The organism is Philodulcilactobacillus myokonensis (assembly GCF_027923585.1).
Lineage (GTDB): Bacteria > Bacillota > Bacilli > Lactobacillales > Lactobacillaceae > Philodulcilactobacillus > Philodulcilactobacillus myokonensis.
On sequence record NZ_BRPL01000004.1, the window covers coordinates 90,175 to 103,443 of the forward strand.

The 13,269-nt window shown below is 31.6% G+C and carries 17 protein-coding genes; 11 read left to right on the forward strand and 6 right to left on the reverse strand.

All coding sequences use genetic code 11. The features are described from left to right. Nucleotides 1-56 precede the first annotated feature (56 nt). The 3 genes from WR164_RS07600 (at nt 57) to WR164_RS07610 (ending at nt 2,618) form a co-directional block, all read left to right on the forward strand. A complete protein-coding gene (locus tag WR164_RS07600; RefSeq protein ID WP_286137010.1) occupies nt 57-284 on the forward strand; it encodes a hypothetical protein in 228 nt (75 codons plus the stop codon). A 260-nt stretch (nt 285-544) separates the two neighbouring features. Further along, a complete protein-coding gene (locus WR164_RS07605; RefSeq protein WP_286137011.1) occupies nt 545-766 on the forward strand; it encodes a hypothetical protein in 222 nt (73 codons plus the stop codon). Nucleotides 767-1,244: 478 nt separating this feature from the next. Next, nucleotides 1,245-2,618, forward strand: a complete 1,374-nt coding sequence (locus WR164_RS07610; protein ID WP_286137012.1) for an amino acid permease — start codon at nt 1,245-1,247, stop codon at nt 2,616-2,618. A gap of 593 nt (nt 2,619-3,211) precedes the next feature. Here WR164_RS07610 and WR164_RS07615 read toward each other — a convergent pair. The 5 genes from WR164_RS07615 to thrC form a co-directional block, all read right to left on the reverse strand. Next, nucleotides 3,212-3,631 carry a flavodoxin family protein gene (locus tag WR164_RS07615; protein WP_286137013.1) on the reverse strand — a complete coding sequence of 140 codons (420 nt, stop codon included), beginning with the start codon at nt 3,629-3,631 and terminating at the stop codon, nt 3,212-3,214. A gap of 138 nt (nt 3,632-3,769) precedes the next feature. After that, nucleotides 3,770-5,077, reverse strand: a complete 1,308-nt coding sequence (dsdA, locus tag WR164_RS07620) for a D-serine ammonia-lyase (protein ID WP_286137014.1) — start codon at nt 5,075-5,077, stop codon at nt 3,770-3,772. A gap of 351 nt (nt 5,078-5,428) precedes the next feature. Next, the gene (locus WR164_RS07625; protein ID WP_286137015.1) at nt 5,429-5,863 is read right to left on the reverse strand and encodes an ACT domain-containing protein; all 435 of its coding nucleotides are present in this window, start codon (nt 5,861-5,863) and stop codon (nt 5,429-5,431) included. Further along, nucleotides 5,856-6,746, reverse strand: a complete 891-nt coding sequence (gene thrB, locus WR164_RS07630; protein WP_286137016.1) for a homoserine kinase — start codon at nt 6,744-6,746, stop codon at nt 5,856-5,858. Before thrB ends, WR164_RS07625 begins: the two co-directional genes overlap by 8 nt. Next, entirely contained in the window at nt 6,733-8,226 is a 1,494-nt protein-coding gene (thrC, locus tag WR164_RS07635; RefSeq protein WP_286137017.1) for a threonine synthase, read from the reverse strand. Before thrC ends, thrB begins: the two co-directional genes overlap by 14 nt. Nucleotides 8,227-8,335: 109 nt before the next feature. Between thrC and WR164_RS07640 the strand changes: the two genes are divergently transcribed. Next, nucleotides 8,336-8,551 carry a hypothetical protein gene (locus WR164_RS07640; protein WP_286137018.1) on the forward strand — a complete coding sequence of 72 codons (216 nt, stop codon included), beginning with the start codon at nt 8,336-8,338 and terminating at the stop codon, nt 8,549-8,551. 40 nt (nt 8,552-8,591) lie between these two features. Here WR164_RS07640 and WR164_RS07645 read toward each other — a convergent pair whose 3' ends face one another. Next, nucleotides 8,592-9,107 (reverse strand): GNAT family N-acetyltransferase, encoded by a 516-nt coding sequence (locus WR164_RS07645; RefSeq protein ID WP_286137020.1) that lies wholly within the window; start codon nt 9,105-9,107, stop codon nt 8,592-8,594. A gap of 89 nt (nt 9,108-9,196) precedes the next feature. Here WR164_RS07645 and WR164_RS07650 point away from each other — a divergent pair, with 89 nt between their 5' ends. The 7 genes from WR164_RS07650 to WR164_RS07675 all read left to right on the forward strand — a co-directional run bounded on the left by WR164_RS07650 (nt 9,197) and on the right by WR164_RS07675 (nt 13,267). Further along, entirely contained in the window at nt 9,197-9,682 is a 486-nt protein-coding gene (locus tag WR164_RS07650) for a hypothetical protein (protein ID WP_286137021.1), read from the forward strand. A gap of 14 nt (nt 9,683-9,696) precedes the next feature. Further along, nucleotides 9,697-9,945, forward strand: coding sequence for a GNAT family N-acetyltransferase (locus WR164_RS08400; protein ID WP_309297717.1), 249 nt, complete (start codon nt 9,697-9,699; stop codon nt 9,943-9,945). Nucleotides 9,946-9,960: 15 nt separating this feature from the next. Next, nucleotides 9,961-10,197 carry a GNAT family N-acetyltransferase gene (locus WR164_RS08420; RefSeq protein ID WP_373876930.1) on the forward strand — a complete coding sequence of 79 codons (237 nt, stop codon included), beginning with the start codon at nt 9,961-9,963 and terminating at the stop codon, nt 10,195-10,197. Nucleotides 10,198-10,361: 164 nt separating this feature from the next. Further along, a complete protein-coding gene (locus WR164_RS07660; protein WP_286137023.1) occupies nt 10,362-11,000 on the forward strand; it encodes a DUF6198 family protein in 639 nt (212 codons plus the stop codon). A gap of 219 nt (nt 11,001-11,219) precedes the next feature. Further along, complete coding sequence (locus WR164_RS07665; protein ID WP_286137024.1) at nt 11,220-11,372, forward strand: hypothetical protein; 153 nt, start codon at nt 11,220-11,222, stop codon at nt 11,370-11,372. 432 nt (nt 11,373-11,804) lie between these two features. Continuing rightward, nucleotides 11,805-13,019, forward strand: a complete 1,215-nt coding sequence (locus tag WR164_RS07670; RefSeq protein WP_286137025.1) for an MFS transporter — start codon at nt 11,805-11,807, stop codon at nt 13,017-13,019. Further along, a complete protein-coding gene (locus WR164_RS07675) occupies nt 13,016-13,267 on the forward strand; it encodes a chorismate mutase (protein ID WP_286137026.1) in 252 nt (83 codons plus the stop codon). Before WR164_RS07670 ends, WR164_RS07675 begins: the two co-directional genes overlap by 4 nt. The last annotated feature ends 2 nt before the right edge of the window (nt 13,268-13,269 follow it).

The window sequence follows — 13,269 nt, forward strand, 5'->3', positions numbered from 1 at the left end:
AATAATTCTATATTTTGTATATATTGGTTATTATAATATAAGGAGCTTTTTTGAATATGAAAGAAGTAAATTTAGATAAATATACTTTTATTTATCCAGGTAATACGGAAGCTATAAGAGATTTAAATAAAAATAAAATTATTTTTTTGGAAGAGACTGTTCATGATTGGTTTTTAATTGTAAAAATAGTGAATGGAAATTTAATACTAGAAACTACAACATTAGTTTCCATATTTGAATATGATCAGAATAAATACAAAATCACATATAAATCTAATGAATAAAGGATGCGAATATAATTAGGATGAAAAGTGAAAAGATAGGGAAGTGGACTTTTATTTTTCCAAATAAATGTAGTTGTTTTAACGATAAAATAAATCATAAAATGGTTATATTGGATAATGATAGGAATGTTAGTTTACTTATTAAAATAATTAATAGTAAACTAATAATTTTACCTAATGTTGAACCGGATTCCATTCAAAATATTAAAAAAGATGTTTATAAAATAACGATGTCCACAGAAATATAAAAGGGGTATAATATGAAAACCGTTAATATTGGTAAATATACATTAAATTTCCCAAAAAATGTAATACCTTATTATAATAAAGATTTAAATCAAATTGTAATTGTTTCTCATGAATTGGAAGTACTTTACGCAATAATTAAATTAGAAAATAATCATATAAATTTCAATATTTGTTATGGAATTAACATTATTAAAAATGGAAATAATCATTATACTTTTAGTTTGCAAATTTAATTATATTATATAGCAGATTATAATTTTAATCTGGATAATTAATATTCTTTAGTTTGTTAAATTGGTATAAATTTAACCATAAAAAATGAACCTTAAATTAGACAAATTTTTATTGTCCAACTTTAAGTGATCATTTTATATTTAGCAGTTCCTTTTTACTTATTGATGATTCGCATTAATTAATTGTTTTCATTGTCTTTTGAAACGGAAGGAAAATAATTCCCTTGAATTGCGTACTTAAATTGAATAATAATTACTTCACCTTTTTTAAAGAACATTTATTATCAATTATAGTGAATTATTCGTATTTTACAAAATAAATTATAAAAAAATATAATTGAATTGTTTATTACTCTTAATTTAAGAACTATAAACACTAATTAATTATTAAATGGTCAGTTTTACCATTTTTACTTCACTTAAAACTGTGGTTTAATAAAATTAGAATGTTTGATTAAATGAAGGAGATATCTTGGTTATGAAGGATGATAAGCAGAAATTAGAACGGAAGCTAAGTCCACGTCAAATGCAGATGATTGCGCTTGGTGGGACCATTGGAGTTGGATTATTTATGGGTTCTGCTTCCACAATTCAATGGACGGGACCATCCGTTTTAATTGATTATGGAATTGCCGGTTTGATTCTGTATATTATTATGCGGGCATTGGGTGAAATGATGTATATCCATCCCGTTACCGGATCATTTGCTCAATACGCAACTAATTTCATGCATCCGATTTTTGGTTACTTGACAGCCTGGAGTAATATTTTTCAATGGATCCTAATTGGAATGAGTGAAATCATCGCAATCGGGACGTATTGTAAGTTTTGGTGGCCGAATTTGCCCGGATGGATTCCTGGATTAGTTGCCATCGTTACTTTATGTTTAGCAAACTTAGTTTCAGTTAAATCGTTTGGTGATCTTGAATACTGGTTTGCACTAATTAAAGTGGTTACCATCATCGTGATGATTATTATTGGATTGGGTTTAATTATCTTTGGAATTGGGAACCATTTTCATCCGATCGGCTTTAGTAATCTTTGGAAATACGGTTTCTTTGCTGGTGGTTTTAAAGGCTTTTTATTCGCACTTTCCATTGTTTTGGCTTCATATCAAGGAATTGAATTAATTGGTGTGACCGCCGGTGAAGCCCAAAATCCGCGTCAATCACTAGTTCGTGCTATTCAATCGACAATTGGTCGAATTTTAATTTTCTATATTGGTGCTATTTTCGTAATTGTTACTATCTATCCCTGGAATAAACTTGGTGAAGTGGGTTCACCATTCGTTGAAACGTTTGATAAAATTGGAATTACCGGTGCTGCTGGGATCATTAACTTTGTTGTTTTAACGGCTGCTTTATCCGGTTCTAATTCTGGAATTTACAGTACCAGTCGAATGGTTTACTTATTAGCAGAGAAGAAACAGTTGCCAAGCATTTTCTTGAAATTAAATAAGCATCATGTCCCGTATTATCCTGTCATTGCCGTTTCATTTGGTATTTTTCTAGGGGTCGTTTTAAACGTTATTTTGCCATTCTTCTTTAAAAGTGCAAATGAAATTTTCGTTTTAGTTTATGGATCAAGTGTGTTACCTGGGATGGTACCGTGGTTTGTCATTCTAGTTAGTCAAATTCGGTTTAGAAAAACGATGACACCGGAACAAATTAAGCAGCATCCATTTAAAACACCATTTTCACCTTATAGTAATTACTTAGCACTATTCTTCCTAGCTTTGACCATTTTCTTCATGGCATTGAACCCTGAAACCCAAATTCCGTTAATCATTGGCGTTGTCTTCCTGGTTTTGATGGCTTGCATTTACATGGTGAAGTATCGTCAGCCAAAGTAAATTTTTTAATAAATTGATAATATTTAAGCTACTAATGATTGAATTAGCAGCTTATTTTTGATTATGTTATTATTTATAATAAATATATTTAATATAAAAATGGGGGGGATAGTGATGGAAAACAGGAAAAATAATGTTTTGGCACCCTTACTGTTCTTTTCTTTAGTTCCACTTTCAGAATTAGTTTTTTATTTTTTAAGTGACGACAGTTTCCTTTTACAAATATCAGATAGATTACATATTACTGAAACGAATATTTTGGTTCAATTGTTTTAAAAATATTTAGTGATAGTCATCCTAAAACTTTATTTACTTCAACAGTTTTATCAATTGGAATCGGGAATTTGTTTGGGATGATATTTAATGACTTATTTAATCCAACAATTGGATTTTTGGTGCCATCGCTAATTGAATTAATTTTATTGCCGTATTTTTATCGAAATACTTCTAATGATAAAAAGGGCAGTTATATCCTCTTCTTTGTGATCTTATGTATTGATTGTTATTCCTAGTTTAGATATTGTTTATATAATTTAAAAAAGCAGGGCATTAACGCGTAACATTAATGCTCTGCCTTTATTTTGTTTGCTATTTTAATTATGAACCGTTTTAATAAATTTCATATTGAAACGATGGGCGATATGATCCCAAACATGTTGAATATGAGGGATGGCATCAGCGGGTGCTGATCCACTAATAACAAGAAATAAATTCTTATGATCAAATGGATTGTTGTCTCCCATAACCGATGTCATCCGATCGATGAATATTTTCATGTAGGCTGACATTGATGACCAATAGACAGGCGTTCCCAATATAAGATTATCTGCTTTTCTAATCTGGTCACAAATTGATTTAAATTGATCGTCAGTGTGATTTTCTTGGCCCAATGGATGAACATTATATTCAACCAAATTAATCGTTTGATAATCATTGATCCCTAACTTGTTTTTAACTAGCATTTCCGTCGTGCCATGCGGATCTTTACTAGCGTTGATAAATAAATTTTTCATTTTAAGTCCTCCTTTAATTTCTTGTCTAAACAAATTTTAAGGATTGTAGTGCACTCTAAGGCAAATTAAATGCTTAATGAAATCAAAAAATCACTAAGTAGAATTATAATTCTACTTAGTGACTTTCATTCTATTTTGTTATTTTGATTCTTTGATGATTTCTTTGCCCTTATCATAGTCAATTTTGCGTTCCGATTCAGGCATCATATCACCACCGGTGGCCCAGACAATGTGGGTCGCGTTTGCTGAATTAAAATCTGGAACATGTTTTAAAATCGATTCAATTGCTGTATATCCAGCAGCAGCGGAAGGTTCGACCGTGATATCTTCAGTATCTTTTAATTGGGTAAGGTATTTATAAATCATATTATCACGGAAGGTAACGCTGCCAAATAAGAGCGTCCTTAAAATTTTACCGGCAATTCTAGATGAACGGCCAACTGCTAATCCATCAGCAGCTGTTAAACCATCCAGGCCAATGTCATAAACTGAAATATGATTATATAGTTTAGTCATCATGCCTAGTGTAACTGATGGAACGTGGGTGGGTTCACAAAAGACAGCGTGAATATTAGGACCAATGATGTTCTTAAGACCAAAGGTAGTTCCACCAGGGCTGCCACCGACACCGGCTGGTAGATAGACAATAACGGGATGATCTTTATCAACTTTAATGTTTTGTTTTTTAAACTGATTTTGAAGCCTAACAGCAGATACTGCATAGCCTAAAAATAAATCAACTGATCCTTCATCATCAATAAAATGAACTGATGGATCCTTAGCTGATTCATTTCTAGCTTTAGTAACAACCGCTGAGAAATTGATGTTATATTCTTTAACGTTCACGCCGTAATTCCTAAGTTTATCTTTTTTCCACTGTTTAGCATCGTGGGACATATAGACAGTTGTCTTAAAACCAAAAGTAGCAGCCATAATGCCAACACTTAATGCTAAATTACCGGTCGATGCAACGGCAACACCATAATTAGCAAACAGTTTTTTATATTTAGGAGTGGCAAGAATGCTATAGTCGTCCATGTAGACAAGGTTACCTTTGGTCATTGCAATGTGCTCAGCAAATTTAAGAACTTCATAAATTCCACCACGGGATTTAATGGAACCTGAGACAGGTAATTCATTATCAGCTTTTAAATATAATTGGCCGTCAATTTTAGTGGTGTGCTCTTGATTCCATTGTTGTTTCATTTGATTGGTTTTAATTAATGGTGATTCAATAATGCCATGTGAACTAATGGTTTCTGGAAAAACTTTTTCTAAGTAGGGTGCAAATCGATTCCAGCGATCGACAGCATCAAAAATATCAGCTTTTGTTAATTTTAATTCCGGATCCGGTTTACCATAATCAGGATTACGCCAGAAAATTGGCTGCATTTTTCTTAATTGATCCACTTGGGGATATTTTTGAATTAATGATTGAATATCCATAGTATTGATTCCCTTCATATTTTTAGTATGTTACGTATTATAACATTAAAAGAAAACAATATTTACCCTTAATCATAAAAATGTTAAGAAATCAAATAGGCGATTAGATATGTTGGGTATCTAGTCGCCTATTTAGTGAATAAATAATTAGGATGTTTTTTGATCAACCAATAAATCTGATTGATGGGATAATAATTTTAATAATAAAGAGACTCTTGAGTTATAAAACAGTATCTGAAAGTACTGAATATTATTAGGGTTGGATAAATATAACTAAGATGAATCTTTATTATTAAAATTAATTTAATTAAAACACTTTTTAGATTAAAAATCAATGAGTATTTAAAAACATTACTCAATTGACACTAATTTTACATTGCTAGCACCATCAACTAAATCAATTCTTTTCAATAGATCATCGATGCTTTCCTGCATATGATTTAAATCTAATGAAATTACAATGCTAGCAACATCATGAATTGGAATGTTTTGATTAATCGTAAGGATACTAGCTTTACTGTCCGCAATGGCAGCCAATACTTTTGATAATAGCCCACGTTGATTATTAAGCATAAATGAGATGACTGCTTTTTGATTCCATGATGCATTGTTGGTTGCATATACTAAATCCTTATACTTATAATAACTGCCACGACTAATCCCAACTTTTTTGGCGGCTTCACTAATCTGTTTCACTTTACCGGTATCTAATAACTTTCTGGCTTGAATGACCTTGCTAAATGTATCTGGAAGTAATCTTCGATCAACAATATAATACTTATTCATTAATATCGACCTCACTTTGAATACCATTTGAATCGATGCTAATTGGTTTAACTTGCCATTTCTTAAACTGATTTTGAATTGTTTTAGCAATTTTTTGACGGTCATTAACATTATTGGTAATTAACATTAATGTTGAACCACTGCCACTAATGTATAGGATGCCATGCATTTGGTCGGTAATTGTTTTAACCTGGTCATACCCCTTAATTAAATGTTTTCTAAATGGTTCATGCATTTGATCTTGCATGGCTTCTTTTAACGTGCTGAACCGTTTGCCTTGAATAGCATGGGTCATTAATAAACAGTGACTAATTTGAAAGGTTGCATCTTGATAGCTCAATTGTTCGGGAAGAACTGTTCTTGCTTCTTGGGTACTAATTTTGAAGTCTGGGACAATGGCTAGAAATTTCCAAATTGAATTGACAGGGTATTTAACAACGTGAACTTGATCGTTCTGATTATTAAATGCCATGCACACGCCACCGTAAATTGCGGGGGCAACATTATCAGGATGGCCTTCCATCGTAGCGGCTAACTGAGTTAGTTTTTGTTTACTAATGGGATGATGAAACCATTCAAACGCACCTTTTAGCCCGCCGACAATGCAAGTTGCGGAGCTACCTAGCCCTCTTGAAACGGGGACCTCGGTTTGAATTGTGATTTTAACATTTGGAACTGGTTGTTTTAGAACGCGACATCCCTTTATAAACGCCTTATACACAAGGTTATTTTCGTTTTGAAATTTCTTTGGACAACCATTGATTGTCAGCCACTTTGAATTATTTTGAAATGTGAAGTAAGCATATTGATTAACTGCCATTCCCATACAATCAAAGCCAACGGACAAGTTAGCACTAGTCGCAGGAACTTTAATTTTGATCATTCGAGAACACCTCGCTAACTTTTTGAACGACAAATGATGACATTGCATTAGGTTCAATCACAGGGGATTTAGCAATTGGTAAATCCCAGATATCAGTTAAATTATTTGGAATCTTGACTTTAGTAGTATTATAAATATTTTTAGTAGTTTGGATTACTGATTGATCATGATGACCTAGAATCGCGTCTGAAACAGCACTAACAAATTTATATGGGCTTGCTGTACTCAATAGTATCATTGGTGTCTTTGAATCCTGCTTTTGAATTTTTCGCATCACTTGATAACCGGCAGCGGTATGCGGATCCATTAAGTAGTGATATTTTTGATAAACCGTTTTGATTGAATCTTCAATGGCTCGATCGTCACTGAATCCGCAACTAAAATCTTGTTTGATACGATTTAAAACATCTTTTGAAACCCTGTATTGACCATTTGTTGATAAATCATCCATTAATTGTTTAACATATTCTGCATTTTCGCCACTCTTATAATAAAGTAATCGTTCAAAATTACTTGAAACTTGGATATCCATACTAGGAGCAACGGTCTTATAGAATTTACGGTTGCGGTTATAAACACCATCATGAAAGAAGTCAGCTAAAACGTTATTGGCATTACAAGCAATCACTAATTTTTTAATTGGTAAGCCTAACTTTTTAGCATAATATCCGGCTAAAATATCACCGAAATTACCAGTTGGAACGGTAAAATTAATTTGATCACCAATTTGAATTTGATGACTTTGAATTAGCTGTTGATAGGCACTAAAATAATAAACGATTTGCGGAATTAAACGGCCAATGTTAATTGAATTGGCACTTGATAAGCTAACGTGTTTACCAATTTGCTTTTTAACATTTTGATTATTAAAAATTTTTTTAACGTTGGTCTGGGCATCATCAAAGTTACCCTTAATCGATGCGACGTTAGTATTATTGCCCTTGGTTGTTAACATTTGTTGTTGCTGAATCGGACTAACACCACCATGTGGGTAGAAGACGGTGATTCCCATTTGCTTTGTGTTTTTGAAACCGGCTAGGGCAGCAGTGCCAGTGTCGCCACTAGTAGCAGCTAAAATCATGACCCGTTGTTCTGGCTTTAAGGCGTGTTTCATTAATTGAGGTAATAATTGGAGACCCACGTCTTTAAAGGCACTTGTTGGTCCGTGGAATAGTTCCAGAACGTGAAAGTTATCGACTTGAACTAGCGGTGTAATCTTTTTAGTGTCAAAAGAATGATCATAAGCGTCGTGAAGACATTGTTTAATTTCTGTTGCTGAGAAATCTGGCAGCAATTTTTGTAAAATGATGGCAGCCATCCCTTGATAATCTTGTTTCATAATTGAACCTAAATTAATTTTATGATCGGATAAATGGGGCAAAACAAATAAACCATTATCATCTGAAAATCCTTTGACAATGGCTTCTTTTGTATTAATATGAACGTTTGAATTTCTGGTACTGGTGTACTGTGTTTCCATGGTAATTGGTCTCCTTTGCTGGATAAATTGATTATTAACATCATAATATGTTATGAATTAAAAGACAAGTGTATATTTTAAATATACAGTTAAAGGAGGAAAATGATTATTGCAACAACTAAATAATAAAATCAAAAAATTAGGGCACATCACTTCATTAATTCTGATTTTATTTATAATTTATGCTATTTTTGCATATTATTATAAAATTGACAGTGATATAACTACGATTATATTTGTTATATCTGCATTTTCAATGGGAATTCTTGGTAATAAAAGGAATCAATTAGTAAAAAGAAGGAAAAATGAAAAAACAAGTCATTAAAATAAAAATTTGAATGACTTGTTTTCTAAATACATTATTTTCAGACTTGTTTTTTCATTAAAATATCCCTTTGTGCATCATCACCCAATTGAAATACATGGTCACTAAATGGTTTGAAACCGAGATGTTTATAAAATGCTTTTCCATTTTCATTGTGTTCCCACACACCAAGCCAGATTGTTTTTTTATGATGCTTCTTAGCTTCAGCAATGGCCTTATCAAATAATTTTCTTCCTAAACCTAATTTTTGCATGGTTTTAACGAGATAAATCCTTTCAACTTCTAAATCATCATTACTCATTTTTTCAGATTGGGCATCATTTAAATTTAATTTTAAATAACCAGCAATCTTATGATTAGTTTTAATAAAATAGAATTGTGAATTAGGATTATTGATTTCTTTAAGAAGTTTCTCTTTATTATATGCTTGTTTTAAATATTCATCTAAATTTTTTTGACTGTTCTGTGCGCCAAATGTTTCTGAAAAGGTCTTCCGACTAATTTTTTGTAATTCATTGACATTTTCTTGATTGCACTTAATAATTGAACTTTTCATATTAAATCCTCCAATTAAGTTTAATTCGTAAATAATTGTACTAAAATATAAATATAATTTAAAATTTAATTAATGAGGGGATTATTGATTTGCTAATTAATATCTTAGGCTTTATTGGGGCCTGGTTACTTTTTATGTTCCCATTGTATCAAGGAATATTAGATATCAATGATCAGGATTTAATTGTGTCTAATATTATAAAGAAAAGCCGAAAAAATAAAAGTGTATTTAGAAAAAACATTTCTAGATTTTTATGGTTAATTCCACCATTAAAAGTTCATTTAGAACGTGAACGTTCGCTTGCAATTCTAAGAAGCAGCAATAATGATGCTAATTTTGATGATATTTATTCTTTATTAAATAAAGCGACTGCTTGGGTTTATGTTGCATTTGCCGGCGTATTGAACGGAATTGTTGCTACTAATGATTTATTGCAGGAAGCAGATGTTTCTCATCCAATTTGGTCGTTAGTTATTATTAGCTTGATTATGATTATCATTAGTATTTTTTACATTGGCTATCGGATTAGTGACCATCGTAAACAAAAGTTGTATGTTAAAGCACACGGTAAATAAAGGGAGCTATCATCATGGATAACGAAACTAATTTTCGGATTGCTGAAAATCAAGATTTAAAATCAATTGTTAATATTTATAATCAAAGTATCCCTGGGCATATGGCCACTGCGGATACTGAGCCGGTTAGTGTTGAATCTAAACGGAAATGGTTCAAGCAATATACACCTGATCATTTTCCAATGTGGGTCATTGAATTTAACCATCAATTTGCTGGCTGGGTTGGTTTATCAGAATTTTATGGTCGACCGGCATACCATTGAACTGCTGAAATTAGTATCTATCTAGATCAAAAATTTCAGCACGAAGGAATTGGTCAAAAGACAATTGTATTTGTTGAAAAACAAGCTCCTAAGTTAAAAATTACGACAATTTTAGCGGTTGTTTTTGGTCACAATCAACCAAGTCAAAAATTATTCTTAAGAAATCATTTTGAACGTTGGGGTCATTTACCAGAAGTGGCTGTTTTAGGCGGTAAATTAAGAGATGTTGATATTTTGGGTAAGAAAGTATAAATGTCGACTTAATTTAGTTTTAACTAAAAATCATCTGTTATTAATCTAAATTTGTTATATAATTGATGAAAGGGAAATGATTAAATCCGCATTTCCTTTTTAATTTGTTTATTTTTTGGAGATGACACTTTATTAAAGCGATTAACGAAAGGGACAACAATCCCATGAGTGTTCGTTTGATTGCATTATTATTGGGATTAATAATTAACGCAATTGGTAATGCCTTAACAATTGTTTCCAGTAGTGGAGCATCAATTTATACCGCCGCACCGATTAATTTAGATCATGTTTTTCCAATTTCAATTGGGATTATTATTTTTATTATTGGAATTATTAATATCATCATTAATATGATATTGTTACGTAAAATCGATTTATGGCGGGTTTTTAGTCAAATTATTTATATGATGTTCTTTAGCTACATTATTAATTTTTTTGTTGCCTTGATTACTAAATTGGGCGTCAAAAACTGGGGCTATTTTCCTCAAATTCTAGTTTCATTACTGGGTGTAACATTAGTTTTTGTTGCCGTTTCAATTTATCAACGTGCTAATATTATGATGCATCCCAATGATGATACAACTAATATTTTAAGGTTTAAATATTTTCATGGCAGTGCAATTTGGTCACAGTTTGCCGATTCAGTTCCACCACTACTAATTGTGATTATCTGTGGCTTCATTGTTGGTAAAGTTTATTCTATCAATATCGGAACCATTTATTCTATTTTTTGTAATGGTTTAATCATCAAACTATCAGATAAATACATCTGGCACAGCTTAAAGCATAATTTTAACGATTAATAAATAATAGTCATTTTTTAATGGCTATTTTTTTGTGTTAATATAAGATTATAATTAAATTAAAATAGATATAATTTTATGAAAGAAATGATTTGAAATAAAATTAATCCACACTGATTTTAATATGTTAAGGACCATTGAGTGGGTAATGTTGAACCAGAAACCCTGGCAACCCACTTTGTTGATTATTGTGATTAGATTGGTGGTAATCCGCAGCCTTTGATTGATGCTGGCTACATTGATGCTAATAATGCTATTATTCAGGGCTTAACTAATAAGGGCAAACAGGCCTGGAAAGAATATAAATCAAATCAATTTAAATCAGTACGAATGAAAGCCTTTATTCTAAACAAAATGAACAAAGGCTTTTAGTTTATAATTATATAATGATTAAAATGTTAAACAAAAATTATAAAAATGGTTGAAATTATTAAAATTAAATGTTATTCTTGCAACAGTTAAAAATTTACTAATGCAAATGTTATCTAATTCTTATTAAAATAAATGAAAGGTCGTTTTGTTAATGATTAAGTTATTTAGACATCGTTTTAATACATATTATCGCAATTTCGCAGCAAAGTATTATCGATAGTACTTGCACTCCTCTTTGGATGCAAGTACTCAAAGTACTTGTATCTAAGCGGAATTGCTAGTTGTTGCTACTTTCGGTTAGGTACCTATATCTAACCGGTAGCAATTTAAACTAATCATTTAAATTGGATATCTTTAAATGGCTTAATTTTAGCAAATTAAATGCCGGTTAGATTAAATCTAGCCGGCATTTTTATTTTGGAGGAATTATTGATGGATATTACAGGACGAAAAGTAAATGTGAATCAAATCACAAAAAAACATCGATTAAGTATGAGTCTATTCTTGAATTACTTTGTTCATGGGATGGTATTGGTTGTTTTAACTCAAAACATGATGTCATTGGCTCATAGCTGGGAGACGACATTGTCAATTGTTTCATATGTTATTTCTGGAATTGGAATTGGCCGGTTGATTGCATACCCAATTACAGGCTACTTATCAGATCGAATCAATCGAAAGATATTTATCTTATTTGGGATGCTCTGTTACTTTATCTTTTTAATCGCAACCCCATTTGCTTCTAATTTTGTTCTTGCATACTTCTTATCAATTTTGTCTGGTTTTGGTAACTCTGCTCTAGATACTGGGACGTACACAACGTTAGTTGAAATTAATCATGGATCTGGACGTGCCACCGTTTTATTGAAAGCATTCATTTCATTAGGTGATTTTCTATTACCATTAGTGGTTGCATTTCTTTCAAGTGAACATCTATGGTTTGGATTTTCATTTATGATTCCAGCAACCGTACTGTTTTTCAATTTTATTAACTTATTAAACATTAAATTTCCTAAGATTAAATCTCAAAATGAAAAGAGCATCACAAGTGATTGGCATTTAAGTAAACTCCGCCGGGTTGTTTCAACAGCTGCATTGATGGGATATGGTTACACTTCAATGGCATTAATGCTGGTCTTTACTCAATGGATAACTTTATATGGTGAAAGGGTATTAAATTTAAATAACCTATCTGCCCATTTCCTACTATCACTTTACAGCATCGGTTCCATCATTGGTGTCATTACTTTGTCCATTCTATTAAAACGGGAATCCAGAGAAATTCCACTATTAGTAATTTTAAATTTTGCAACGTTAATTTCATTATTAATTATTTTAATATCTAAACTCACTTTAATAACTGATGTTGCTAGTATGATATTTGGTTTTTCAGCCGCTGGCGGTGTGATGCAGACTGGCTTAACCATTTTTATGCAGTTATTCCCCAAGCACCGTGGTGCAATTACAGGTATTTTTTACTTCTTTGGCAGCATTGCTTCGTTAACCATTCCATTAGTAACTGGGATGTTATCCCAACGTGGAATTACGTTTGCATTTAATTTTAACTTAATAATTGCTGCGGTTAGCGTTATTTTAGCTTTAATCACCATGCTTTCACTCGGGCAAACTAAGGAGGATACAAAATGACATTAGATCAAAAACGTCAGCAGATTGATCAAATTGATCAACAAATTGTTGAATTATTGGAACAACGGTTTCAAATTGGGAAATCAATTGGCGAATATAAAAAAATACATCACCTACCGATTCTTAATACTAACCGCGAATATCAAGTATTGGAACGAATTAATAAAATCGTAAGAAACAAAAGAAACTCAAAACAAATTCAACGAATTTTTCGAACTATTATGAATCAAACTAAAACGATTGAATAGAG